Consider the following 25,550-nt stretch of genomic DNA (forward strand, 5'->3'; position numbering starts at 1 on the left):
GCGCTGATGGCGCTGATGGCGCTGACGGTGCCGGCCGGAACGGACCGGACCGGAGCACCCACACCGACCGGCTGACCGCGGACGAAGGGCGGCGGCACCCCCACCCGGGGGTGCCGCCGCCTCGTCGTCGCCCGGCCTCAGCCGTCCGGTGTCCTGTGCCGTCCGCCGGCCGGGGCCCCACAGCCGGGCCCGGTGGACCGGCGCGGGCGGTGCGTCACCGGCGCATGACCTCCGGTTCGTGCCGGCGCAGCAGGCGCGCCACCAGCACGCAGCAGACCAGGCCGATGCCCAGCAGCACGCCCATGTCGAGCAGCCAGGTGGCGGCGTCGTGCTCCCACAGCGGGTCCGGGGTTCCCGGCTCCCAGGGCAGCAGCCAGTTCAGGTCCGCGGTGGAGCCGGCCGCCGAGACCCCCCAGCGGGAGGGGACGAGCCAGGCCAGCTGCTCCGCTCCGACCTTGCCGTTGAGCTGGAAGAGGCAGCCGGTGAAGACGAGCTGGACGATGGCGGACATCACCAGCAGCGGCATGGTCTTCTCGGCGGTCCGCACCAGGGCGGAGATGATCAGGCCGACCATCATCGAGGTGAAGCCCAGGGCCATGATCGGCAGAGCCAGCTCCACGCCGGGCAGGCTCCGCAGGATCACGCCCTCCTCCGGCAGGTCCCGGGGGACCAGGCCGATGGCGCTGATGAGGGCGCCCTGGAACGCGGTGATGACCCCCAGCACGATCACCTTGGACATCAGGTAGGCGGACCGGGAGAGGCCCGTGGCCCGTTCCCGTTCGTAGATGACCCGTTCCTTGATCAGTTCCCGTACGGAGTTGGCCGCGCCGGTGAAACAGGCGCCGACGGCGAGGATCAGCAGGACGATCGCGCCGTCCCGGTTGGAGAACGGCGGATTCCCCTGCTCGGGGCCGTACGCCAGTCCATGGTCGGCCGGGATCAGCACGGAGACCACCCCCAGGACCACGGGCAGCACGACCAGCAGCCCCATGAAGCCCTTGTCGGAGGCGATCACCGAGGCATAGCGGCGGATCAGCGTCCACAGCTGGGAACCCCAGCTCTGCTGGGCGGGCGGCCGGAGCTGCCGCGGCCGCGCCGATGCCGGCTGCGCCGCGGTGGCGTCCAGCTCCGCCGCGTACAGCTGGTAGTGCTGGGACCCCTGCCAGCGGCCCGACCAGTCGTGGTCCCGGTAGTTCTCGAAGGCGGAGAAGACATCGGCCCAGCTGGAGTAGCCGAAGAAGTTCAGCGCCTCGTCCGGTGGGCCGAAGTACGCCACGGAGCCGCCCGGCGCCAGCACCAGCAGCTTGTCGCAGAGCGCGAGCTCGGCCACCGAGTGCGTGACGACGAGGACGGTGCGGCCGTCGTCGGCGAGACCGCGCAGCAGCTGCATGACGTCCCGGTCCATACCCGGGTCGAGGCCGGAGGTCGGTTCGTCCAGGAAGATCAGCGACGGCTTGGTCAGCAGCTCCAGCGCGACGGAGACCCGCTTGCGCTGGCCGCCGGAGAGCGAGGTGACCTTCTTGTCCTTGTGGATGTCGAGCTTCAGCTCGCCCAGCACCTCGTCGATGCGCGCCTCACGTTCGGCGGCGGCGGTGTCACCGGGGAAACGGAGCTTGGCGGCGTACCGCAGGGCGGTGCGGACGGTCAGTTCCTTGTGGAGGATGTCGTCCTGTGGGACGAGACCGATGCGCTGGCGCAGTTCGGCGAACTCGGTGTAGAGGTCACGGTGGTCGTAGAGGACCTGCCCCCGGTCGGCCGGACGGTAGCCCGTCAGCGCGCGCAGCAGGGTGGACTTGCCGGAGCCGGAGGGGCCGATCACGGCGATCAGCGACTTCTCCGGGACGCCGAAGGAGACGTCCTTGAGGATCTCCTTGCCACCGTCGACCGTGACCGTGAGGTGCCGGGCGGAGAAGGAGACCTCGCCGGTGTCGACGAACTCCTCCAGGCGGTCGCCGACCAGCCGGAAGGTGGAGTGGCCGACGCCGACGACGTCCCCGGCGCCGAGGATCTGCCGGCCGACGGGCTGGCCGTTGACATAGGTGCCGTTGTGGCTGCCGAGGTCGACGATCTCGAACTGCCCGTCGGGCGTGGAGCGGAACTCGGCGTGGTGACGGGAGACCTGCAGGTCGGAGACGACCAGGTCGTTCTCGAGCGCGCGGCCGATGCGCAGCACGCGGCCGAGGGCCAGCGGGTGGAGCCCGGTCGGCTGCTGACCGCCGTGCTGGGCGGTGCCGGGGGCGGCGGGCGGCTGCCCGTGCGGGCCGCCCTGGTGGGGGATCTCCGCAGCGGGGGCGGCCGCTCCCGGGTAGGAGTGGCCCGGCGCCGGGAACTGCGCGGCGTGCGGCTGGAGCGCCTGATGGGGCGGGGCGTGGTGCGCGGGCGCGTGGTACTGCTGTGGGGCGTGATGGCCCGGGTGTGCGGGATGGCCGCCCTGCGGCGGGGCGGGAGCCTGCGGAGCCGGGGCCTGGTGCGCGGCCGGGGGCCCGGCGGAGGGGGCGGGCGCGGCGGCAGGGGCCGCGGAGAAGGCGAGCACCGGGCCGTCGGTGGCGCTGCCCAGATGAAGCGTGGTGCCCGCGCCGAGCGCCGCCCGCTCGGTCCGCACCCCGCCGGTGTACGTGCCGTTGGTGGAGCCGTGGTCCTCGGCCACCCAGCCGGCGCCGTCCCAGCGGATCGTCGCGTGGCGCCAGGAGACCCGGGGATCGTCCAGGACCACGTCACCCCGCGGGTCACGCCCGACGGCGTAGGCCCGGGACGGCTCCAGCGTCCAGGTCCGTTCGTTCCATTCCAGTACGAGTTCCCGCACTCCACGCCCCACTGTGTTCCCCCGGCCACCCCCACGGCGGGGGGCGCACGGATGACGGACATCCGGGGGAACTATGGCAGGCACTCTTCCCGGCTCCCAAGCCGGGAGGGCTTAGCCGGACATACCGGTGCGCGGCTCTCCCCCCGGAACACGCCGGAGTCTCCCGAACACGGGCCATCACCCCTCAATCGTGAAGAATCCCGGGGAAACGCCGCGCTCCCGCGCCGTCCTCCACCGTCCGCCGTTCTGCGTCCGCGGTTCACCGTCCGTGGTTCGCCGTCCGTGGTTCACCGTCCGTGGTTCACCGTCCGCCCGCCGCCTGTCCGCGAGGTCGCCCATGCCTGTGCCGAGAAAGCCGGACCGGCGAGGAGACCGGACGCCGGGAGACCCCGGCCGCCCACGGCTGGGGCGGCGGACCTGGACGGACGCCACGCTGACCGCCGTCGCCGCCGTGGGCTGGTCGTTCGCCGCGATGACCGGGACGGCGGCGCTGGCCCTGCGGCTGCTGGACGCCGACGCGGTGGGCTCCCTCGGGCCGATGTCCGCGGCGGCCGTGGTGGTCGCGGTGGGCGGCCGCGTCGTCCCGGCCGGGAACGTGGGGATCTTCGGGCTGGAGGGCGCGGAGGCACGCGCCGCGGTGGATCTCATGCCCCTGGGGGTCGCGCTCGCCGGCGCGCTGCCGCTCGCCTGGGTCTTCCTGCGCTCGCTGCGCCGGGCGGACGCTCCCCCGCGCCCTGCCGAACTGGCCGTCCGGTCGGGGTGCGTGCTCGCCCTGTTCCTCCTCGTGGTGGCGGGACTCGGCTGGGCCGGGCAGTCGACCGTGACCTTCGACGGCGCGGAGCTCGGCCTCGGCCGGCTCGCCGGGGACACCACCGGCTCCGGGCTGCCCGAGGACATCGCCCGGCTGCTGCCGGACGGGCTCGGCGATCTCGGCGGCGGCCTCGCCGGCCAACTCGCCGACCTGGTGCGTGCCCGCGCCTCGGTGGGCTTCCGGGTGGACACCGGCGCCTCCCTGGCGGGCGGCGCGGTCTGGGCGGCGGGGGTGCTGCTGATCGCGCTGCTGGCCTCCCGCCGCACCCCCCTGCCGCGCGGCTGGGAGGCCCTGGACACGGTGGTGCGGCCGGCGGTCTCGGCGCTGGTCACCGTGGTGCTGCTCGCGGTGGTCGCGGCGCTGGCGACCGCGGTGTGGCACGCGGCCGGGGACCCGCATCCGGCGCGGGTGCTGGGCGGGGCCCTGCTCGGGGCGCCGAACGGGGCGTGGGCGGGTCTGCTGTTCGGCTTGTTCGTCCCCTGGTGGGGCTGGTCGGAGGGGCCGCTGGGAGGGCTGCTGCCCGCTCCGCTCGACCAGGTGTTCACCCCGGCGGCGCAGACGGTGACCCTCGGCGACCTCGCCGCGCGGGACGGCCGGCTGTGGCTGCTGCCGGCCGCGGCGGTGCTGGCCGTGCTGGTGGCGGGGGTCCTCACCGCGGTACGCACGCCCCGTCCGGCCTCCGGCGGCACCGGCGCGTTCACCGTGCGCTGCGCCGTGCCGCTCTCCGTGGCCACCGGCCTGGCGCTGGCGCTGCTGGCGGCGGTCACCGAGGTCTCCGCCGGGGCACGGCTGTCGGTGTTCGGTTTCGACGCCTTCGGGGCGTCCCTCGGCCTGGTCGCCGACGGAGGGCTCGCCCTGCTGCTGGGGCTCGCCTGGGGCGCCGCGGGGGGCTGTGCGGGGGCACTGGTGGCCGTCGCGGCGGGAGCCGCGGGACGCCGGGCACCCGCCCCGCCGCCCGGACCGCGGGACGGGGGGCCACCGAGCGGCCACGGGTGACGGCGCGGGCCGGAACCGGCCCGGACGGCGCGCCGAAGGTCCGCCACACGACGGGGTGCGCCGGGCGGGGCCGGGCCGGCCCCGGAGCGGGGGCGTGTCCGCCGGTGGCGCCGCACCCCCGCGCACCCCCGCGCACCCCCGCGCACCCCCGCCGCACCCGGCCCGCACCCGGCCCGCGCCCGGCTGCCCTGACGCCGGCGCCTCGCGGGTCACCGCGCCGGCGCCGGGCCCCGTTCCGCAGAGCGGGACGCCCGCGCGCGCCGCCGCCCCCTGCCGATACCGTGGAACCACCATGAGCGCTTCGCAGACCCTGCCTGCCACCGCCGTCCCGGGCGACGACGCACCCACCCTCCTCATCAAGATCTTCGGGAAGGACCGCCCGGGCATCACCGCCGGGCTGTTCGACACCCTGGCCGCTTACTCCCTCGATGTGGTGGACATCGAACAGGTGGTCACCCGGGGCCGGATCACACTGTGTGCCCTGGTCACCGCCCCGGCGCAGACCGGGCGGAACGGGAGCGAGGAGGGCGGGCTGCGCGCCACCGTGCACACCTGGGCCGAGTCGCTGAACCTCCAGGCGGAGATCCTCTCCGGCCGGGGCGACAACCGGCCCCGTGGGCTGGGGCGCTCTGTCGTCACCGTGCTGGGCCACCCGCTGACGGCCGCGGCCACCGCGGCCATAGCGTCCGCCATCACCCGCACCGGCGGGAACATCGACCGCATCTTCCGGCTGGCGAAGTACCCGGTCACCGCCGTGGAGTTCGCCGTCTCGGGAGCGGGGACGGAGCTGCTGCGGACCGCGCTGGCCACCCAGGCGCCCGTCCTGGGCGTGGACATCGCCGTGGTCGCGGCGGGGCTGCACCGCCGGGCGCAGCGGCTGGTGGTGATGGACGTGGACTCCACCCTGATCCAGGACGAGGTCATCGAACTGTTCGCGGCCCACGCGGGCTGCGAGGAGCAGGTGGCGGAGGTGACGGCCGCGGCGATGCGCGGCGAGCTGGACTTCGAGCAGTCGCTGCACGCCCGGGTGGCGCTGCTCGCGGGGCTGGACGCGTCGGTGGTGGACAAGGTGCGCGCCGAGGTGCGGCTCACCCCCGGCGCGCGGACGCTGATCCGCACCCTGAAGCGCCTCGGGTTCCAGGTCGGCGTCGTCTCCGGCGGCTTCACGCAGGTGACGGAGGACCTGCGGGAGCGGCTGGGGCTGGACTTCGCCTCGGCGAACACCCTGGAGGTCGTCGACGGGAAGCTGACCGGCCGGGTGACCGGTGAGATCGTCGACCGGGCGGGCAAGGCGCGGCTGCTGCGGCGCTTCGCCGAGGAGGCCGGCGTCCCGCTGGCGCAGACGGTGGCGATCGGGGACGGCGCCAACGACCTGGACATGCTGAACGCCGCCGGTCTCGGGGTGGCCTTCAACGCCAAGCCGGTGGTGCGCGAGGCGGCCCACACGGCGGTCAACGTGCCGTTCCTGGACACCGTGCTGTACCTGCTGGGAGTGACCCGGGACGAGGTCGAGGCGGCGGACACGCACGCCGGGTGAGACCGGTTCGCCGCTCCTTTTCCGCCCCCGCTGAGGGGCCACCGGCCGTCCGTACGCGGACCGGCCCGCCCCCGGGCAGAAGTGGGGACGGGCCGGTGGGGCGACGTGGTGACGGGGCGGGGCGGGGCGCTGGGCGGTCCTGGCATCGCCGGGGGCTCCCGCCCGCGGGGTCAGTCGTGCGGCGTCCAGTAATGGACGAGCCGGCCCACACCGTGCTCGACGGACTTCCAGGCGCCGGTGAACTCGACGACGGACACCGCACCGGTGGGGTAGCCGCCGCGCCTCATGCGGGCCAGGGTGTCGCCCTCGGCGGATCCGGCCAGGGCGTCGGCCAGGGCGTGCACCCCCGGGTTGTGGCCGACGAGCAGCAGGTCCCGTACGTCCTGAGGCGTCTCCCGGAGGAGGACGAGCAGATCGCCGAGGGTGGCCTCGTAGAGCCGGTCCTCGTAGACGGTCTTCGGCCGGTGGGGCAGTTCGTGGACGATCAGCTTCCAGGTCTCGCGGGTACGGACGGCGGTGGAGCAGAGGGTCAGATCGGGTCCGATGCCGGAGCCGGCGATCCAGCGTCCGGCGGCGGGGGCCTCCTTGCGCCCGCGTTCGGCCAGCGGGCGTTCCTGGTCGGCCACTTCGGGCCAGTCGGCCTTGGCGTGCCGGACGAGCACGATCCTGCGGGAATCCGGGGTTCCCTGCGAGGGCTCAGGGGTCGTGGACCCGGTCTCCGGGGAAGGTTCAGCGACGCTCATGGCACCCAGCTTCGCATGAAAACCGCTGTACGGCCCCGGGGTGTTGGGGGAAGGGACGGTCCTCCCCGGGCGTCCGCCGGTGGCCACCGGCGTCCGCCGACGGCAGCCGTCGGACGCGCCTCCGGGTCAGCCGCGGGGCCGGAACAGGGCGTCCCGCAGCAGGCGCAGCACCTCTACGGCACCCGGGTGGACACCGGCGGCGGCGTGGGCGTCCCGCGCCCCGATGATCAGCGTCAGCAGGAGGGCGAAGGCGAGCACCGGGAGGAGGATCGCCCACCACGGCAGCCGGGACTGCGCGGCGCGGGCCGCCGGGAGGGGACGCGAACGCGTACCGGCCGACATGGGAACCGCCTCCGTGCGGGTTCGTGACGACGGCGCGGCCGCCTGCCACGGCCGCGCCCACCGCTGGTGCGCGGTGTACGTCGAACCTACGGAACCCGGCGCCGGGTTCCCATCCGGTGATCCACCCAGCGGACCCTGAGCCCGGCCCCCTAGGGGTGGTGGGGCCTGCCCCACCCCGCCGGCCGCCCGCACGGGCAGCCCGGCGGCCGGAACCGCCGGCACCGGAGGCACCGGCCGGGCCGGGGAGCGGCCGGTGGGCCGCTGCCGGGGCCGGTCTCAGGGGGCGAGGATCGTGGCGATCACGGAGATGACCACGCCGATGGCGAGCATCGCGCCGAACACGCCGAGCAGCTTCTTCTGGCCGTTGCGGGGGTGGGGGTCGAGAACTGGCATGTCACCAGTCTCGCACCCGGCCCGGGCGGCCCGTCTCCCGGCCTCCCCGTGCTCCGTCCCTCACCACCTCGGCCACCCGGCGCCCCCCGCACCCGGGCGCTCACCCGGACCCGGGCCCGTCGCCCGGGTCCCGCTCCGCCCGGCGTCCGCGCCGTGCGCCGTCCCCCTCGCGCGGAGGTCAGCCGCCCACGGGGGTCCGGGCCGCGCCGGAGCCGCCGCCCGTCTCGTCCTCGACATGGCGGTCGCGGCCCGCCCGCGCGCCGAGCAGGATCTGCGGCACCATCAGCCCGGCCATCAGCGCCAGCGGCGCGCCCCAGCCGCCGCTGTACTGGTGGAGGAGACCGATCAGCAGCGGCCCCGGGATGGAGATCAGATAGCCGGTGCTCTGCGCGAACGCCGACAGCCGGACGACGCCCGCGCCGGTGCGGGCGCGCATTCCGATCAACGTCAGCACCAGGGGGAACGCGCAGTTGGAGATGCCGAGCAGCAGCGCCCAGAACCACGCCCCGGCGGCGGGGGCGGCGTACAGCCCGGCGTAGCCGCCCAGTCCGCAGACGCCCAGGACGACGGCGATGCCGCTCTGGTGGCGCATCCCCGCGGCGACCCTCGGCAGCAGGAAGGACAGCGGCACGCCGAGCCCCATGGTGACGGCGAGCAGTACCCCGGCCGTGGACGCCGGAAGCCCCGCGTCACGGAAGATCTGCGGCATCCAGCCCATCGTGACGTAGGCGGCCGTGGCCTGGAGCCCGAAGAAACAGCCGAGCGCCCAGGCCGTGCGGGACCGGGTGATCCGCCCCGGCGCGTCCGGCTCCCGGCCGCTCTCCGCGGAGGACGGGCCGGGGGACGTCCGCGGGGCGGGCTCCGGCGGCCCGGCCGCCTCCGCGCGGGGCCCGGTGCCGCCGCCGCCCCGGGCCGCGCGGCTCCCCGTGACCACCAGGGGCAGCCAGACCAGCCCGGCCACCATCGCCGGGATCGCCCAGACCGCCAGCCCGGCGCGCCAGTCGGCACCGAGGGCCTGCGTGACGGGCACCGCGGAGGCGGCGGCCACGGAGGTGCCGAGGGCCAGGGTCATCGAGTAGAGGCCGGTCATGGTGCCCACCCGGCCGGGGAACCAGCGCTTGACGGCCACCGGCATGAGCACGTTGCTCAGGGCGATGCCCGCCAGGGCCAGCGCGCTGGCCGCGAGGAAGGCGGCCGTGGTCCCGGCCAGGGAGCGCACCAGCAGACCGGCCGCGATGGCGGACATCCCCGCCAGCAGCACCGGCGCCGGCCCTCCACGCCGGGCCAGCCGCGGGGCGGCGGCGCCGACGAGGGCGAAGCAGAGCGAGGGCAGGGAGGTCAGGAGCCCGGCGGCGGTCCCGCTCATCCCCAGCCCGTCGCGGACCTCCTGGAGCAGCGGGCCGAGGCTGGTGATCGCGGGGCGCAGGTTCAGCGCGGCCAGCGCGATGCCGACGACCAGCAGCCTGGTCCGCCAGGGGGACCACCCGCGCCGGGAGGACGGGGCCGCGGGCGGGGCCGGCTCCCCGCCCGGGGCCGCCGGGCCGTCCGGGCCGGACCCGCCGGCGGCGGAGTCCGCCGGTCCGCCCGCGCCGGACGCGCCCTCCGCCGGCGGGCTCTCCGCCCGCGCGCCCGTGGGTGGCCCGGAAGGGCCCGGGGCGGGTGGGTGCGCGGTGGGGCAGCGGGGTGCGTCATCTGGCATGACGTCCAGCATAGGATCGCCCCGGAGTGGACTTCGGCCGGTGGCTCCCCCGCCGTCCGGTCCCACCGGCGCACGGCACGGGACGGCGGCGGACGGGACCGCACGGGCCGGGGTGGCACCGGGCGTGACCGGGATCGCCCCCTTCCGGGTCCGCGCGGCCGTCCGCCCGGCGCCGCGCCTCCGTCGTCACGCCGTCATCACGCCGTCATCGGGCCTGCGTCACCGCGAGACCTCATGCGTCACCCAGGCGCGCCCCGGCTCCTTCCAGCAGCGCGCCGACAGCCGCGTCGCCCGCGCGGGCCCCGTCTCGACCGGGGCGGTGTCCACGTCCAGGTCCCACCAGCGCTCGCACTCGACGTGCAGCCGCACCCGGTCGGTGACCGGGAACGGGTTGTGGCAGCGGACGGTGACCTCGGAGCCGGCGACCTCCAGACCGCACACGGCCCGGTGACCCGGCCGCCCCGCCCCCGACGGGCCCGGGGCAGCGGTGCCTCCGGCCGGGGCCCGCCCCACCACGGGGGCGGCCGCGGCCGCCGGGGAGGACAGCACCGCCACCGCGATCAGCAGCCCGGCCAGGGGACGGCGGCGCGCTCTCCGCAGGGCGGCACCCATGGCGACCTCCTCCGCGCACCACGCGGGGCCGGGCCCCGGCCGGGCCGTCCCCGCCGTGCCACCACCACCCGCCACGGGCGCGCACTCCAGCGTGCGCGCCCGTGGCGGGGAGCCGCCCGGCGGGGTACGCCGAACGCGCGACGGCCCCGGCACCCGCGCGAGGCGGGGCCGGGGCCGGGGCGTTCAGAAGGCACGGACCGCACGGGGCGGGCGGACACCCAGGCCCCCGGAGTGCTCCGCGGCCCTGCGGATCCGGCCCGGCAGATCCGGCCCGGCGGAACGGCCGGGCGCGGCGGGGCGCCGGATACGCCGGCTCCCGGGCGTCAGGCGCCCATCATGTGCACGCCACCGTCGACGTGCACGATCTCGCCGGTCGTCTTCGGGAAGAAGTCCGACAGCAGGCCGACCACTCCGCGCCCGGCGGGCTCCGGGTCGGCCAGGTCCCAGCCGATGGGCGCCCGGTGGTTCCAGACGTCCGCCAGCTCCTCGAAGCCCGGGATGGACTTGGCGGCGATGGACTTGATCGGGCCCGCCGAGATCAGGTTGCACCGCACGTTCCGCGCGCCGAGGTCACGGGCGATGTAGCGGCTGGTCGACTCCAGCGCGGCCTTGGCGACGCCCATCCAGTCGTACTTCGGCCAGGCGCTCTGCGCGTCGAAGGTGAGGCCGACGACGGAACCGCCGCGTTCCATCAGCGGGAGGCAGGCCATGGTCAGCGACTTGAGCGAGTACGCGGAGACGTGCACGGCGGTGGAGACGTCCTCCCAGCTGCCCTCCAGGAAGGTGAAGGCGCCCTGCGGGGCGAACGCGATGGAGTGCACGACCCCGTCGAGGGAGGCGTCGGCGCCGAAGTGCTCACGGAGTTTGCCGGCGAGGCCGTCGAGCTGCGCCTGGTCGGTCACGTCCAGCTCGATGACGGGCGCGGGCTTGGGCAGCCGCTTGGCGATCCGCTCCACCAGGGAGAGCCGGCCGTAGCCGGTGAGCACGACCTCGGCACCCTCGTTCTGCGCGATCTTGGCGGTCTGGAAGGCGATCGAGGACTCGGTGAGAACACCGGTGACCAGGATGCGCTTGCCGGCGAGGATTCCACTCATGACGTTCAGTGACCCATGCCCAATCCGCCGTCCACGGGAATGACGGCTCCGGTGATGTATGCGGCTTCCTCGGAGGCGAGGAAGCGGACCGCGGCGGCGATCTCCCCGGGCTGCGCGTACCGCCCCAGCGGCACCTGCCCGACGATGCCCGCCCGCTGCTCGTCGCTGAGCACGCGGGTCATGTCCGTGTCGACGAAGCCGGGCGCGACGACGTTGCAGGTGATGTTGCGGGAACCCAGCTCGCGGGCGATGGAGCGGGCGAAACCGACCAGCCCCGCCTTGGAGGCGGCGTAGTTGGCCTGCCCCGCCGAGCCCGCCAGCCCGACCACCGAGGAGATGAGCACGATCCGCCCCTTGCGGGCGCGCAGCATCCCGCGGTTGGCACGCTTCACCACCCGGAAGGTGCCGGTGAGGTTGGTGTCGAGGACGGTGCTGAAGTCCTCCTCCGACATCCGCATCAGCAACTGGTCCCGGGTGACGCCCGCGTTGGCCACGAGCACTTCCACCGGGCCGTGCCGCTCCTCGATCTCCTTGTAGGCCTGCTCCACCTGTTCGGGGTCGGTGATGTCGCACTTGACCGCCAGGCACCCGCGCTCGGCGAGCTCGGCCGGCGGCTCGCCGGAGCGGTAGGTGTAGGCGACCTTCTCCCCGGCGTCGGCGAAGGCACGGGCGATGGCGAGGCCGATGCCCCGGTTTCCTCCGGTGACGAGAACCGAGCGGCTCAACGGATCACCCTTTCGGTAGCGGACTTGGCCGGTGTGACCGGACTGCGATCCCCCCGAACCTATCGGGCCGCCCCCGGCGCCGACGCTCCCGCCCTCGACAGCGGCCACCGCGGCTCTCTGTGGACTTTCTACAGAACTCCCCGCGGAAGGCCCCGCGCCGGACCGCGGCCGGGAACACCGTCCCGGAGCCCGCCGGGCCGCGCCGGTGGATCAACTCCGCCCCGGCGGCCGCGCTTTGCCCGGCCCCGGGGATCAGCCGGACGCCAGGGCCGAGCAGCGGGCCGGCGCCGGGCCGGCCGGTGACGTCATCCGGCCCCGCCCTGGGGCGAACCGGCGCCGCGGGGCGTGACGGGCGCCGGGGTGCCCGTCCGCCGGGCGCCCTTCGCCGGCTTCCCGCCGCGCCGGGCCTCCCCGCGGCCGGTCCCCTCGTCACCGGATTCCCCCTCCGCCCGGCGCTCCGCCCTCAGGGCGGCGGCCTCCCGGCGGTCCCGGATGGTGATGACGAGCACGGCGGCGGCCACGGGCGCGGTCGTCGCCACCCCGGCCCACAGCGGCCACGCCGGGACGCCGGACCAGGTCTCCGGGCGCCACATGATGGCGCAGGCGGCCGCGAAGGTGAGGCCGAGGCAGAAGGCGAGGAAGAGGAGCACCTTGGCCAGCCGCAGGGCGGAGGCGCGGCTGGCGGGGCGGTTCATCCCGCCGACCCGGCGGAGGCGCGAGGGGGTGCCGGGAACCTCGGTCTCCGGCCGGGTCCGCAGGGTGATCACCGCCGACACGGCCATCAGGGCCAGGAGCCCGGCGTGGACGAAGACGGGCAGGAAGACGGTCCCCACCGACTTCTCCCCCCACCGGTCCACGCCGCCGCCGGCGAAGTGCAGCGGCACCCGGCCGGGCAGCCCCGGATACGCCACGATGCCCCATACCGTGAGGGCCAGCAGCACCGCGCCTCCCGGCAGCAGCCAGAGCCAGGGGAAGGCGGGGCGGGTCTCGTCGCTCGTGCGGGTGGCCACGTGTCGGCTCTCCAGTTTCTCTGCTGCTCTCGTGCTCCGGCGGCGCCCCGGTTCTCCGGGCACCCTCCGCCCCGCTCGCGTCCGCGCGCGCACTCGACGCCTACCCGGTACCGCGGCGGGGGAACACGCCGATCGGGCCCCGTCCCCGAGCGGCCCTCCGCCGGGCAGCCGTCCCCCGCCCCGTCGTGGTTGACTGCTGCCTCAGGGTGACCGTGGCGTTGTGAAGCGAAGGGAAGGCTGCCGAAGTGCCCCACGAGGTCGATCAGTCATTTCTGGCGCTGCCGCTGCGCGCGCTCGCGGACGCGGCGCTGGCGCGGGCCCGCTCGCTCGGCGCCGAGCACGCGGACTTCCGGCTGGAGCGGGTGCGCAGCGCCTCCTGGCGGCTGCGGGACGCGCGTCCGGCCGGCTCCTCGGACACCACGGACCTGGGGTACGCGGTCCGCGTCGTGCACGGCGGCGCCTGGGGCTTCGCCTCCGGTGTGGAGCTGACCCCGGACGGCGCGGCGGCGGTCGCGAGCCGGGCCGTGGCGCTGGCCAGGCTGTCGGCCCAGGTGATCCGCGCCTCCGGGTCCGGCGAGCGGGTGGAACTGGCCACCGAGCCGGTCTACCGGGACACCACCTGGGTGTCCTCCTACGCGGTGGACCCGTTCACGGTGGCCGACGCGGAGAAGGCGGGGCTGCTCGCCGAGTGGAGCGCCCGGCTGCTGGCCGCCCCCGGGGTCGCGCACGCGGACGCCTCACTCCTCACCGTCCGCGAGAACAAGTTCTACGCCGACACGGCGGGCACCACGACCACCCAGCAGCGGGTGCGGCTCCACCCGGAGCTCACCGCGGTCGCCGTGGACGCGGAGAGCGGGGAGTTCGACTCGATGCGGACCACGGCACCGCCGGTGGGCCGCGGCTGGGAGTATCTGACCGGCTCCGGCGGCTGGGACTGGGACGCGGAGCTGGCGGAGATCCCCGCCCTGCTGGCCGAGAAGATGCGCGCGCCGGGCGTCGAGCCCGGCCGGTACGACCTGGTGGTGGATCCCACCAACCTCTGGCTGACCATCCACGAGTCCGTCGGCCACGCCACGGAGCTGGACCGCGCGCTGGGGTACGAGGCGGCGTACGCGGGGACCTCCTTCGCCACCTTCGACCAGCTCGGCCGGCTCCGCTACGGCTCGGAGCTGATGAACGTCACCGGCGACCGCACGGCCGAACACGGCCTCGCCACCACCGGCTGGGACGACGAGGGCGTGGCCGCCCAGTCCTGGGACCTGGTGCGGGACGGCCGGCTCGTCGGTTACCAGCTCGACCGCCGGATCGCCCGGCTCACCGGTTTCGAGCGCTCCAACGGCTGCGCGTACGCCGACTCCCCGGGGCACGTCCCGGTGCAGCGGATGGCGAACGTCTCGCTGCGGCCGGCGCCGGACGGCCCGTCCACCGAGGAGCTGATCTCCGGGGTGGAGCGCGGGATCTACGTGGTCGGCGACCGCTCCTGGTCCATCGACATGCAGCGGTACAACTTCCAGTTCACCGGGCAGCGGTTCTTCAGGATCGAGCACGGGCGGCTGGCGGGCCAGCTGCGCGACGTAGCCTACCAGGCGACGACCACGGACTTCTGGGGTTCGCTGAAGGCCGTCGGCGGCCCGGAGACCTATCTGCTGTGCGGCGCGTTCAACTGCGGCAAGGCCCAGCCGGGCCAGGTCGCGGCCGTCTCGCACGGCTGCCCGTCCGCCCTGTTCGAACAGGTGAACATTCTCAACACCACCCAGGAGGCGGGCCGATGAGCCGCGGAGCCGGCAGGCCGCACGAGATCGTCGAGCGCGCGCTGGAGCTGTCGCGCGCCGACGGCTGCGTCGTCATCGCCGACGAGCACTCCGGTGCCAACCTGCGCTGGGCGGGCAACGCCCTGACGACCAACGGCGACACCCGGGGCCGTACCGTCACCGTCGTCGCCACCGTCGACGGCGGGGAGGGCACCGCCGCCGGCGTGGTGTCCCGCTCCGGGATGACCACCGGTGAGCTGGAGGAGCTGGTCCGGGCCGCGGAGACCACCGCGCGCGAGGCCGGCCCGGCGGAGGACGCCCGGCCGCTGGTCACGGCGGCGGGCACGGAAGGTGCGGCGGCGGGGTTCACCGAGCCACCGGCCGCGACCTCCGCCGCCGTGTTCTCCGCCTTCGCGCCGGCCCTGGGCGAGGCGCTGGGGCGGGCCCGGGGCGGTGGCCGGGAACTGTACGGCTTCGCCTCCCACGAGATCACCTCCAGCTACCTGGGCACCTCCACCGGGGTGCGGCTCCGCCACGACCAGCCGACCGGCACCCTGGAGCTCAACGCCAAGTCCCCCGACCACGCCCGCTCCGCCTGGGCGGGCCGCGCCACCCGGGACTTCACCGACGTGGACCCGGTGGCCCTGGACGAGGAACTGGCCGTCCGCCTGGGCTGGGCGGAGCGCCGGGTGGAGCTGCCCGCGGGCCGCTACGAGACGCTGCTGCCGCCGACTGCGGTGGCGGATCTGCTGATCTACCAGCTCTGGTCCTCCTCCGGCCGGGACGCGGCCGAGGGGCGCAGCGTCTTCTCCCGGCCGGGCGGCGGCACACGGATCGGCGAGAGGCTGTCCGGGCTCCCGCTGACCCTGCGCAGCGATCCGCGGGAACCGGGTCTGGAGTCGGCCCCGTTCGTGCTCTCCCACTCCTCCGGCGGCGACGCCTCCGTCTTCGACAACGGGCTGCCGCTCGGCCCCACCGACTGGCTCCGCGACGGGGTGCTGAACCGGCTCGTCACCACCCGGCACAGTGCCGATCTCACGGGTCTGCCGCTCGCGCCGGCGGCCGACAACCTGATCCTGGACGCGGGCGGCGAGCGCACGCTGGACGCCATGGTGACGGCCTCCGGGCAGGACGGCCCCTGCCTGCTGCTGACCTGCCTGTGGTACATCCGCGAGGTGGACCCGGCGACGCTGCTGCTCACCGGCCTCACCCGGGACGGCGTCTATCTCGTGGAGAACGGCGAGGTCACGGGCGTGGTGAACAACTTCCGCTTCAACGAGTCGCCGGTGGGCGTGCTCGGCCGGGCCACCGAGGCGGGCGTCACGGAGCGCACCCTGCCCCGGGAGTGGGGCGACTGGTTCACCCGGGCCGCCATGCCCGCGCTGCGGGTCCCGGACTTCCACATGAGCTCGGTCAGCCGGGGGGTGTGAGGGGCGCCCGGCAGGGACCGCGTCCGTCCCGCGGGCCTCCCGCGGCGGCTGCCGTTCGCCGGCGGGGGCCGGTGGTGCGGTTCCCGCCGGTGAACGGCGGCCTCCGGCCACCGCCGGAGGGGCGGGACGGCCGGCGCGAACCGTGCGGCCAGGGCCCCGGCCCGGCCCGGCCACCGCCGGGCCGGGCGGCGCTCCCCGCTCAGGCCCGCTGCTTGACCTTCTTGGCCTTGTGTCCCGCCCAGAACGGGCTGACCAGCGCCACCACCAGGATCGCGCCGCCGAGCTGGAAGACATGGCGCAGCCAGTCGATGCCGGGGGTGGTCGAGACCCCGATCGCCTGCGCGACCAGATTGCCGATGAGCGCTCCGGCCATGCCACAGAGCGTGGTCAGCCAGAGCGGGATCGGCTGTTTCCCGGGGATGATCAGTTTGGCCAGAAGTCCCAGGATCAGCCCCAGGACGATGGCCCACAGCCAGGTCATCGCACTCCTCCTCCACCGCTCCGTGACGCGCGCTCACGCCGGGGCCGTACGGCTCCGCCTTCTTCCGTCCGCCGCTCTCCGCCCTCCGCGGTGCCGGGCAGCCTTCCCGTGCTCTCGGTGTTCTCGGTGTTCCTCGTGTTCCTCGTGTACCCGTGCGTTCTCCGGCGGTGGCCGGGCCGGGTGCCCGGCGACGCGGACCGTGGCCGGCCGGGGCGGGCCCGGTCCGGTCCCGGCGGGCGAATCCGGGACACCGCCAGTGTCCGTCCAGTTCTTCTACGCCGCATGTCGGACAGGCTCCTCCCCCATTCGGCGCAGCCAGACCAGCAGGGCACGACGCCACCCGCGCACCCGGCGGGGAAGGCTCCGGCGTACCGTGGACGGGGTGCCGGGCGGACGGCGCCGCTCAGGGAACGTGGGTGGTGGAAGACGATGCGGAAGAAGGCGGAGACCGGGGTCTTCCGGATCACCGGTGCGCCTCGCGGCCTGGCGGAGGACGTCCGGGGGCGGCAGCGCCGCTATGTGATCTCGATGTCGGTCAGAACCCTCTCGGTGGTCCTGACGGCGGTGCTCTGGAACGTGGAGCGGCACGTCGCGGTGGTCACGCTCGTCCTGGGGATGCTGCTGCCGTACGTCGCCGTGGTGATCGCCAACGGTGGCCGGGAGAACGCCGTCCGGCTGCCCTCCGCGCATCTCTCCCCGCCCGTGCGCCCGCTGCTGGAGGGGCGGCCCGGGAGCGTCCCGGCGGAACCCGGTCCGGAATCCCGCGGGGCTGCCCGGTCCGACCGCCCCGGTGGGGAAGCGGGCGGCGCGGCCTGAGCCCGGACGGCCCGGCCGGGTTGCGGAAACGGTTCGCCAAGCTCAAGAAATGCTCAGATCAATCATGCGGTTCCGGTGCACCGGCCGGTGCCCTCCGTGCCATACTGCGTACGCGCTCCGCATCCCCCGTCGGGGCGACGGACCGACGCCGGGCGGCTCCCCCCGTGGCTGCCCGGCGTCGCCTTGTCCGCGTCCCGGCGGAACGCCGCCGGGCCTTCCGCCGGTGTTCCGCGCGCTCCCCCGGCAGCGCTTCCAGGCGTTCTGCGTGAAGGCCCGCTTCCCTCCCCGTGCCCGGTCCGGGGCGGTCGTGCCGCCAGGCCCGCCCGCCGCCACAGCCGCCTCAGGAGCATCTCCCGCCCCTTGTGGCACCCGGTGCCCTGCCCTGGGCGGGAAAGCGCTCTCCGGGCGGCGGCCGGAGCCCGTCGCCGGGCCCCTTAGGCTGGCTCCGTGAACGCTCAGCCCGATCCCCCGTTCCTCCTCCGGCCCGAGCCGCCCGCCGACGGGCCTCCCCCGTGCTCGGCCAAGGGCTGCCGGGCGGCCGCGCTCTGGGTGCTGGCCTGGAACAACCCCAAGCTGCACACCCCGCTCCGGCGCAAGACGTGGCTGGCCTGCGAGGAGCACCGCGAGCACCTGTCGTCGTTCCTCGGCGTCCGGGGTTTCCTCAAGGAGGTCGTCCCCCTCGCCGACTGGCAGGCCCGGGAGGACACCGGGGGTGCCGGAGGTGCCGGCGCCCCGGAGGGCACCGGGGGCGCCGCCGAACCGGGCGGCGCGCCGGCCACCGGCGGGGCCGACGGAACGGACGGGCCGTCAGCCGCCGATCGCTGACATCGGACGCTGCGGCTGGAGGAACGACGGGTCGTCGATCCCCGATCCGGCCTTCTTGCCCCACATCGCCGTCCGCCACAGCTGGGCCACCGCGTCGTCGTCGGCGTCTCCCCCGCCGGAACGCAGGGCCCCCCGCAGATCGGACTCCTCGCGGGCGAAGAGGCAGGTGCGCACCTGGCCGTCGGCGGTGAGCCGGGTGCGGTCGCAGGCCCGGCAGAAGGGGCGGGTGACGGAGGCGATGACGCCGACGCGGGCCGGGCCGCCGTCCACCACCCAGCGCTCCGCGGGGGCGGAGCCGCGCTCCTCCTCCCCCTCGGGTGTGAGGGAGAAGCGGGTGCGCAGGCTCGCGAGGATGTCCCCGGCGGTGACCATTCCGTCGCGGGTCCAGCCGTGCTGGGCGTCGAGCGGCATCTGCTCGATGAAGCGGAGCTCGTACCCCTCCTCCACGGCCCAGGCGAGGAGTTCGGGTGCCTCGTCGTCGTTGACACCGGGCATCAGCACGGCGTTGACCTTGACGGGGGCGAGCCCGGCCGCGCGGGCGGCGGCCAGCCCGCGGAGCACGTCGTGGTGGCGGTCCCGGCGGGTCATCGCCTTGAAGACCGCGGGGCGCAGGGTGTCCAGGGAGACATTCACCCGGTCCAGGCCCGCGGCGCGCAGGGCCGGCGCCGTCCGCTCCAGGCCGATGCCGTTGGTGGTCAGGGAGATCCGGGGACGCGGCTCCAGGGCGGCGCAGCGCTCGACGATCCCGGTGAGACCGGGGCGGAGCAGCGGCTCACCGCCGGTGAAGCGGACCTCCCGCACACCGAGCCGGGTGACGGCGATCCGCACCAGGCGGACGATCTCGTCGTCGGTGAGCAGTTCGGGTTTGGGCAGCCACTGCAGCCCTTCCTCGGGCATGCAGTACGTGCAGCGGAGATTGCAGCGGTCGGTGAGGGAGACGCGGAGGTCGGTGGCGGTCCGACCGTAGGTGTCGGTGAGCATGAAGGCGGCCCCTCCCGCGGATTCCGGCGGACTGCTGGAACACTGGAACAGGGGCCCGGATCTCCGGACCCCGTTCCTTGCAGCGTACGCGACCGCGGTGACAGCCGATCCGTTCACCGAAGCCGCGTACCGGATTCCGCGGGCGGAGCCGCCGTCAGGTCCGGGGTGGGGGGCTCGCCCCCGAGACGTCCGGAGACATCCGGCGACGCACCTGAGACGCCCGGAGACGCCGGCGGGCCCGGGTGAGCGCCGCGGGGACGCTCACCCGGGTGGGGCGTCAGTGGGCGTGCGTGCCGGTGAGGGAACGTACCTCCAGCTCCGCGTACTTGTCGAGGTTCGGCCGCTCCTTGGAGACCACGGTGCCCAGCCAGCCGAGCAGGAAGCCCAGCGGGATGGATATCAGGCCCGGGTTGGACAGCGGGAACCAGTGGAAGTCGACGTCGGGGAACATCGCGGACGGGGCGCCCGAGACGACCGGTGAGAAGAGCACCAGGAAGACGGACGCGAACAGGCCGCCGTAGATCGACCACAGCGCGCCCTGGGTGGTGAAGCGCTTCCAGAAGAGGCTGTAGAGGATCGTCGGGAGGTTGGCGGAGGCCGCGACCGCGAAGGCCAGGGCCACCAGCCCGGCGACGTTCAGGTCACGGGCGAAGACCCCGAGGAAGATGGCCGCGGCGCCGATGCCGACGGTGGCCCAGCGCGCGGCGCGGACCTCCTCCTTCTCCGTGGCGTTGCCCTTGCGGATGACGTTGACGTACAGGTCGTGCGCGAAGGACGACGAGGACGCCAGGGTCAGGCCGGCGACCACCGCGAGGATGGTGGCGAAGGCGACGGCGGAGATGACGGCCAGCAGGATGGCGCCGCCCGCGGAGCCCGGGCCGCCGCCGATCTCCTGGGCCAGGAGTGGCGCCGCCGTGTTGCCGGCCGCGTTCGACTCGATGATCGTCTCCTGTTTCAGGAGCGCGGCCGCGCCGAAGCCGAGGGCGATGGTCATCAGGTAGAAGGCGCCGATGATGCCGATCGCCCAGTTGACGGACTTCCGCGCGACCTGGGCGGTGGGCACCGTGTAGAAACGGATCAGGATGTGCGGCAGACCGGCGGTGCCGAGCACGAGCGCGACACCGAGCGAGATGAAGTCGATCTTCGTCATGGAGTCCACGCCGTATTTGAGGCCGGGCTCCAGGAAGGCCGTGCCCTTGCCGCTGTTCTCGGCGGCGGCGCCGAGCAGCGTGGAGATGTTGAAGTTGAACTTGACCATCACCAGGAACGTGATGAGCAGCGTGCCCGCGATCAGCAGCACGGCCTTGATCATCTGCACCCATGTGGTGCCCTTCATACCGCCGATGGCGACATAGAGGATCATCACGATGCCGACGAGGATCACGATGAGGATCTTGCCCGCCTCGGAGGTGATTCCGAGCAGCAGCGCCACCAGGGCGCCGGCACCGGCCATCTGCGCGAGCAGGTAGAAGATCGACACCACGATGGTGGACACGCCGGCCGCGGTGCGGACCGGCCGCTGCCGCATCCGGAACGCCAGTACGTCGCCCATGGTGAACCGGCCGCTGTTGCGCAGCGGTTCGGCGACGAGCAGCAGGGCGATCAGCCAGGCGACGAGGAAGCCGATCGAATAGAGGAAGCCGTCGTAACCGAAGAGGGCGATGGCGCCCGCGATGCCGAGGAACGACGCCGCCGACATGTAGTCACCGGAGATCGCCAGGCCGTTCTGGAAACCGGTGAAGGAGCGGCCGCCGGCGTAGAAGTCGGTGGCGTCCTTGGTCTGCCGGCCCGCCCAGATGGTGATGCCCAGGGTGGCGAGGACGAACGCGACGAAGAGGGTGATGATGAGAACCCGGTGCTCACCGGCGTCGCCGGCGGCCAGGACCGTGGTGGCGGGGATGGCCTGAATGCTCATGACTGCCCCTCCAGACGAGCCTTGATCGCCGTGGACTTGGGGTCGAGCTTCGCCTCCGCGTGGCGGGAGTACCACCAGGCGATGAGGAAGGTGGTGACGAACTGCGCCACGCCGAGGAGGAGGGCGATGTTGATGTTCCCGACGACCTTGGTGCCCATGAAACCGCCCGCGTAGCTGGACAGCAGGACGTACAGCAGGTACCAGGCGACGAAGGCCACGGTCAGCGGAAAGGCGAAGGAACGGTGCGCACGGCGCAGTTCGGCGAACTCGGCGCTCTCCTGCGCCTCGCGGTAGACCTCGGCACCGAGGGCCGTTCTCCGGGTGGGGTCGTTCCCCTCGGGCGGGGGCGATGCGGTGTCCACGGGCTCTCCAGTGGTGGGTGTAGCGTGAGACGGATCAGCGGCACTGAGTGACAGATCACTTCCGCGCCGGACTCGGCATGGTAGGCGCGTTCTCAGCCATTCCGACAGGGCCTTGCGATTTCAATTTCGCACGGTCCGCCGATGCGTCTTCCGACCAGCGGAACAGCACTCCATCGTTACACCGTGACCACGCTTCCCGGCCCGTTCCGCCATCGTTGTGACCGGCGGCGAGGGGGCGCCCGGAGGACGGATCGGCGCACCCCGGGGGCGGTTTGAGCCCTCGTGGGTGGCACCGCGGGCCATCCGCACCCTCCGCCGGCGCGGCGCGCGGTGCCACCCGCGGGCACCGGGGGATGCCGGGGGATGCCGGGGAAGCCGTCCCCTCGGGCGGTGTTGTTGAGCCGCCCGGTCCAATCCGCAAAGAAGACCCGGTTTTCTGTCGGATTCAATTGATCAGAGCGGTGGTTCGGCGCTAGCTTCCGCTGTCATGCACCCGTCCGCGCGTCACGCGCCACCCCGTGCGGGCGGTCTCACGATGATGATGTGGAGACCCCATGGCTCATCCGCGCTCCAGACCCGTCCGCGTCCCCGTCCTGCCCCCGGGGCCGGCGCCGGGCGCGTCCGCCGGGTTCCCGCCGCCGCCCCTGGCGCGGTGACGGAATGACGTGGCTCCCGGGCGCCCTTGCCCGGTACCGCCCCGCCGGCGATGCCGGCCGCGTGACTCCTGCCGCCCCCACCGGCCCCGCAGCATCCGCCGTACCCGCCGACCGCACCCTGCGTTCCGCACGCACCACCCGTTCCGCCGGTTCCGGCCGCGCGGGCGGCCCCGCCTGTCCCGACGAAGGGGAGACCTCATGACCATGCCGCCGCTCTCCGCACGGTCGCGCCGCGCCGTCGCCATACCGGCCGGCGTCGCCCTCGCCGCCGCGCTCGCCGTGCTGCCCGGGCCGGCCGCCGCCGCCCCGGCAGGCAGCGGCGCCTCCGCAGCCCCCACGCGGACGGCGGCCGACGGCGAGTCGCTGAGCTACGTCGTCAACGTCAGCCCGGGCAAGCCCGCGAGCGCCGCCGCCCGGAAGGCGATCGCCAAGGCCGGCGGCACCGTCGTCACGGCGTACGACCAGATCGGGGTCGTCGTCGCCCACTCGGCGGACCCCGACTTCGCGCGCCTCATCCGCGAGGCGCCGGGGGTCCGTTCGGCGGGCGCCACCCGCACCGCGCCGCTGCGGCCGGCGGCCACCACGGATGTCGGCGCGCCCAAGGAGCTGACGCCGCGGCAGATGAAGGAGGCGGCGGCGGAGGCCGCGGCGGACGAGGACCCCTTGCAGTCGCTCCAGTGGGACCTCCCGGCCATCAAGGCGGACCAGGCGCACAAGATCTCGCTCGGCAGCCCGGAGGTCACGGTCGCGGTGATCGACACCGGTGTGGACGACACCCACCAGGACATCGCGCCCAACTTCGACCGCGCCGCCTCGGTGAACTGCGTCAGCGGCAAGCCGGACACCACCGACGGCGCGTGGCGCCCGAGTGAGAGCGAGAGCCCGCACGGGACGCACGTCGCGGGTGAGATCGCCGCGGCGAAGAACGGCATCGGGATGACCGGGGTCGCGCCGGGCGTCAAGGTCTCCGGCATCAAGGTGTCCACCGAGGCGGGCTGGTTCTACACCGAGGCCGTGGTCTGCGGCTTCGTCTGGGCCGCCGAGCACGGCGTCGACGTCACCAACAACAGCTACTACGTCGACCCGTGGATGTTCAACTGCGCGGACGACCCCGACCAGAAGGCACTGGTGGACGCCGTCTCCCGGGCCACCCGCTACGCGGAGCGCAAGGGCGCGGTCAACGTCGCCGCGGCCGGCAACTCCAACTTCGACCTGGCCGGAAAGTCGATCATCGACGACACCAGCCCCAACGACTCCCGGACGGTGCCCCGCGACATCGACCCGCGCGAGTGCCTGGACCTCCCGGCCCAGCTCCCCGGGGTCGTCACCGTGGCGTCGACCGGGGCCAAGGGGCTCAAGTCCTCCTTCTCCAACTACGGCCGCGGCGTCGTCGACATCGCGGCGCCGGGCGGCGACAGCACCACCTACCAGCCCCCGGCCGCGCCGGCCACCAGCGGCCTGATCCTCGGCCCGCTGCCCGGCAACCGCTACGGCTACATGGCCGGCACCTCCATGGCCTCCCCCCATGTCGCGGGCGTGGCCGCGCTGATCAAGAGCAAGCACCCGTGGGCACCGCCCGCCGCGGTCAAGGCGATGCTCAAGCTCCAGGCCGACGCCAAGCCGTGCACCACCCCGTACGACATCGACGGCGACGGCGAGATCGACGCCGTGTGCGAGGGCGGACGCAACGGCAACGGCTTCTACGGCGCCGGCATCGCCGACGCCCTGGACGCCGTGAAGCGCTGACGTTCCGGCGGCCCGGCCGCCCCTGACGGGGGACCGGGCCGTGAGGGCCGGGCGGCGCCGACCGCCCGGCCCTCCGGCATGCCCGGCCCCGGGGCCCCCGGGCCCTCCGGGAGAAGGCGATGCCCCCGCCCGCCCCGGCGAGTCGGCGGAGGGACCGGAATTGGCGGAAACCGGCCGGGACGGTTGCGTCGGCCGAGGTGATCGAGGCGGTTGAGCTGATCGGGCTGATCGGGTCGGCCGGGCCCGGCCGAGTGGGTGAGCAGGCCGGTCCGGGCGCGGCTCCGTCACGGCGCCCGCCGGCGGCGGAGGGCCGCCCCGCCGACCGAACGGTGACCGGCCTCGGCCCCTCCCCCGGACTGACGGCCGCTCAGCGGCGCCACCGGATCCGCGGATCCACCGCCCCCGGATGTTCGCGCCACTCGCCCGGCGCGGAGCGGGTCCGGGCACGGGGTGTGGGCGGGGATGTCGGCGGCTCCCCGTATTCTCGGTGACCATGCTCGAAGACCGCACGGCGGCACCGCCCTTCATCGGGCGTCAGTCCGCCCCGCCGCCCCCGACCCCCTGGCCCGAGGCGTACCCGCGGGGCTACGCCGTGGTCGACGTGGAGACCACCGGGCTCGCCCGGCACGACCGCGTCATCTCGGCCGCCGTCTACCGGCTCGACGCCCGCGGTGAGGTGGAGGACCACTGGTACACCCTCGTCAACCCGGAGCGCGATCCGGGCCCGGTGTGGATCCACGGCCTGACCAGCGCCGACCTCGCGGACGCCCCGCGCTTCGCGGAGGTGGCGCAGGAGCTCTCGGCCCGGCTGGCGGAGCGGGTGCTCGTCGCGCACAACGCCGTGTTCGACTGGTCGATGCTGGCCCGGGAGTACGCCCGGGCCGGGGCCGCCCCGCCGGTGCGCCAGCGGTTGTGCACCATCGCGCTCACCAAGGAGCTGGGGCTGCCGCTCCCCAACCACAAGCTGGAGTCGCTCGCCGCGCACTACGGCGTGGAACAGCGCCGGGCCCACCACGCCCTGGACGACGCCCGGGTGCTCGCCGAGGCGTTCCGCCCCAGCCTGCACCTGGCGGCGTCGAGCGGTGTCGCGCTGCCGCTGCACCAGTGCCGTCCCCTCACCGAGTGGCACGACGCCCCCGCCCCCGCCGGCCCCCGCGGAGGGTACCGCCCGCACCGGCGCAGCCGCCGGCTGCCGGCCTGCCCGTATCCGAACCCCGGCCGGTACCGGCCGGGCGCCCCGCTGGTGCAGGGGATGCGGGTCGCCTTCTCCGGTGACACCTCCGTCGACCGGGAACTGCTGGAGGACCGCACGGTCGAGGCCGGGCTCCATGTCTCCGGCAGTGTCTCGCGGCTCACGAGTCTGCTGGTGACCAACGACCCGGAGGCCGGGACCGGCAAGGCGGTGCGGGCCCGGACGGTGGGCACCCCGATGGTCGACGAGGGCGCCTTCCTCCAGCTGCTGGGCGGGGTGGTGGCGCAGTCCGGCGGCGGGACCCCGCCGCCGTGCGGTGATTTCGGGTGAACCGGGGGCGACGCGCCCGTCGCGCGCCCTCTTCCCGCGCCGTGCGCCCGCAGGCTGAGCCGCATGCCCCGATGCGAGGTTTGCGGAAACGACTACGCGATGAGTTTCGAGGTGCGCGTCCAGAGCGGTGACGTGCACGTCTTCGACTGCTTCTCCTGCGCCATCCACCGGATGGCACCGATCTGCGAGCACTGCGACGCGCGCGTCATCGGCCAGGGTATGGAGGCGGGCGGCAGCTTCTTCTGCGGGGCGCACTGTGCCCGCGCGGAGGGGAAGGTGGGACTGGTGGACCACGTCTGA

General features: G+C 74.6%; 21 protein-coding genes and 1 pseudogene. 9 read left to right on the forward strand and 13 right to left on the reverse strand.

Annotated elements, in window-relative coordinates:
• Positions 1-214: 214 nt before the first annotated feature.
• Entirely contained in the window at positions 215-2,803 is a 2,589-nt protein-coding gene (locus tag HCK00_RS16420; protein ID WP_168102714.1) for an FHA domain-containing protein, read from the reverse strand.
• 337 nt (positions 2,804-3,140) lie between these two features.
• Between HCK00_RS16420 and HCK00_RS16425 the strand changes: the two genes are divergently transcribed.
• Together HCK00_RS16425 and serB are read left to right on the forward strand one after the other, a co-directional pair.
• Positions 3,141-4,610 (forward strand): streptophobe family protein, encoded by a 1,470-nt coding sequence (locus HCK00_RS16425; protein ID WP_168102715.1) that lies wholly within the window; start codon positions 3,141-3,143, stop codon positions 4,608-4,610.
• Positions 4,611-4,902: 292 nt separating this feature from the next.
• Complete coding sequence (serB, locus tag HCK00_RS16430; RefSeq protein WP_168102716.1) at positions 4,903-6,147, forward strand: phosphoserine phosphatase SerB; 1,245 nt, start codon at positions 4,903-4,905, stop codon at positions 6,145-6,147.
• Positions 6,148-6,317: 170 nt separating this feature from the next.
• Here the strand turns inward: serB and HCK00_RS16435 are convergent, their stop codons facing one another.
• The 8 genes from HCK00_RS16435 to HCK00_RS16465 form a co-directional block, all read right to left on the reverse strand.
• Complete coding sequence (locus HCK00_RS16435) at positions 6,318-6,890, reverse strand: SixA phosphatase family protein (protein WP_168102717.1); 573 nt, start codon at positions 6,888-6,890, stop codon at positions 6,318-6,320.
• A 126-nt stretch (positions 6,891-7,016) separates the two neighbouring features.
• Positions 7,017-7,232 (reverse strand): hypothetical protein, encoded by a 216-nt coding sequence (locus HCK00_RS16440; protein ID WP_168102718.1) that lies wholly within the window; start codon positions 7,230-7,232, stop codon positions 7,017-7,019.
• Between the two features lie 276 nt (positions 7,233-7,508).
• Positions 7,509-7,625 carry an SGM_5486 family transporter-associated protein gene (locus tag HCK00_RS28205; protein WP_277348248.1) on the reverse strand — a complete coding sequence of 39 codons (117 nt, stop codon included), beginning with the start codon at positions 7,623-7,625 and terminating at the stop codon, positions 7,509-7,511.
• Between the two features lie 178 nt (positions 7,626-7,803).
• Positions 7,804-9,324: a CynX/NimT family MFS transporter gene (locus HCK00_RS16445; RefSeq protein ID WP_168102719.1), complete on the reverse strand. Its 1,521-nt coding sequence runs from the start codon at positions 9,322-9,324 to the stop codon at positions 7,804-7,806.
• A 219-nt stretch (positions 9,325-9,543) separates the two neighbouring features.
• Positions 9,544-9,936, reverse strand: a complete 393-nt coding sequence (locus HCK00_RS16450; protein WP_168102720.1) for a hypothetical protein — start codon at positions 9,934-9,936, stop codon at positions 9,544-9,546.
• A 323-nt stretch (positions 9,937-10,259) separates the two neighbouring features.
• Entirely contained in the window at positions 10,260-11,030 is a 771-nt protein-coding gene (fabI, locus tag HCK00_RS16455; protein WP_168102721.1) for an enoyl-ACP reductase FabI, read from the reverse strand.
• A 5-nt stretch (positions 11,031-11,035) separates the two neighbouring features.
• Entirely contained in the window at positions 11,036-11,755 is a 720-nt protein-coding gene (gene fabG, locus HCK00_RS16460; protein WP_168102722.1) for a 3-oxoacyl-[acyl-carrier-protein] reductase, read from the reverse strand.
• Positions 11,756-12,060: 305 nt separating this feature from the next.
• On the reverse strand, positions 12,061-12,765 hold the full coding sequence (locus tag HCK00_RS16465; protein WP_311765353.1) for a DUF1648 domain-containing protein: 705 nt from the start codon (positions 12,763-12,765) through the stop codon (positions 12,061-12,063).
• Positions 12,766-13,010: 245 nt separating this feature from the next.
• On the opposite strand from HCK00_RS16465, the gene HCK00_RS16470 reads away from it, so the two are divergent.
• Together HCK00_RS16470 and HCK00_RS16475 are read left to right on the forward strand one after the other, a co-directional pair.
• Complete coding sequence (locus HCK00_RS16470; RefSeq protein WP_168102723.1) at positions 13,011-14,537, forward strand: TldD/PmbA family protein; 1,527 nt, start codon at positions 13,011-13,013, stop codon at positions 14,535-14,537.
• Positions 14,534-15,946: a metallopeptidase TldD-related protein gene (locus HCK00_RS16475; RefSeq protein WP_168102724.1), complete on the forward strand. Its 1,413-nt coding sequence runs from the start codon at positions 14,534-14,536 to the stop codon at positions 15,944-15,946. The genes HCK00_RS16470 and HCK00_RS16475 overlap by 4 nt, the downstream gene beginning before the upstream one ends.
• Positions 15,947-16,145: 199 nt before the next feature.
• Here the strand turns inward: HCK00_RS16475 and HCK00_RS16480 are convergent, their stop codons facing one another.
• Positions 16,146-16,427, reverse strand: coding sequence for a GlsB/YeaQ/YmgE family stress response membrane protein (locus HCK00_RS16480; protein WP_168102725.1), 282 nt, complete (start codon positions 16,425-16,427; stop codon positions 16,146-16,148).
• Between the two features lie 429 nt (positions 16,428-16,856).
• On the opposite strand from HCK00_RS16480, the gene HCK00_RS16485 reads away from it, so the two are divergent.
• Both HCK00_RS16485 and HCK00_RS16490 read left to right on the forward strand, forming a co-directional pair.
• The gene (locus tag HCK00_RS16485; protein WP_168102726.1) at positions 16,857-17,243 is read left to right on the forward strand and encodes a DUF3099 domain-containing protein; all 387 of its coding nucleotides are present in this window, start codon (positions 16,857-16,859) and stop codon (positions 17,241-17,243) included.
• A 447-nt stretch (positions 17,244-17,690) separates the two neighbouring features.
• Positions 17,691-17,939, forward strand: a pseudogene (locus HCK00_RS16490) (hypothetical protein); the annotation flags it as partial.
• Between the two features lie 111 nt (positions 17,940-18,050).
• On the opposite strand, the gene moaA reads toward HCK00_RS16490, so the two are convergent.
• The 3 genes from moaA to HCK00_RS16505 form a co-directional block, all read right to left on the reverse strand.
• On the reverse strand, positions 18,051-19,049 hold the full coding sequence (moaA, locus tag HCK00_RS16495) for a GTP 3',8-cyclase MoaA (RefSeq protein WP_168102727.1): 999 nt from the start codon (positions 19,047-19,049) through the stop codon (positions 18,051-18,053).
• 277 nt (positions 19,050-19,326) lie between these two features.
• Positions 19,327-20,964 carry a monocarboxylic acid transporter gene (locus HCK00_RS16500; RefSeq protein ID WP_168102728.1) on the reverse strand — a complete coding sequence of 546 codons (1,638 nt, stop codon included), beginning with the start codon at positions 20,962-20,964 and terminating at the stop codon, positions 19,327-19,329.
• Positions 20,961-21,326, reverse strand: a complete 366-nt coding sequence (locus HCK00_RS16505) for a DUF485 domain-containing protein (protein ID WP_168102729.1) — start codon at positions 21,324-21,326, stop codon at positions 20,961-20,963. The genes HCK00_RS16500 and HCK00_RS16505 overlap by 4 nt, the downstream gene beginning before the upstream one ends.
• Positions 21,327-22,180: 854 nt before the next feature.
• Between HCK00_RS16505 and HCK00_RS16510 the strand changes: the two genes are divergently transcribed.
• From HCK00_RS16510 to HCK00_RS16520, 3 genes are all read left to right on the forward strand, one after another.
• Positions 22,181-23,728 (forward strand): S8 family peptidase, encoded by a 1,548-nt coding sequence (locus HCK00_RS16510; RefSeq protein ID WP_168102730.1) that lies wholly within the window; start codon positions 22,181-22,183, stop codon positions 23,726-23,728.
• A gap of 493 nt (positions 23,729-24,221) precedes the next feature.
• Positions 24,222-25,250, forward strand: coding sequence for a DEDDh family exonuclease (locus HCK00_RS16515; RefSeq protein WP_168102731.1), 1,029 nt, complete (start codon positions 24,222-24,224; stop codon positions 25,248-25,250).
• A gap of 63 nt (positions 25,251-25,313) precedes the next feature.
• Positions 25,314-25,550, forward strand: a complete 237-nt coding sequence (locus HCK00_RS16520) for a metallothionein (protein WP_168102732.1) — start codon at positions 25,314-25,316, stop codon at positions 25,548-25,550.

Origin of the sequence: Streptomyces zingiberis, from assembly GCF_012034935.1 — a bacterium.
GTDB classification, from domain to species: Bacteria; Actinomycetota; Actinomycetes; order Streptomycetales; family Streptomycetaceae; genus Streptomyces; species Streptomyces zingiberis.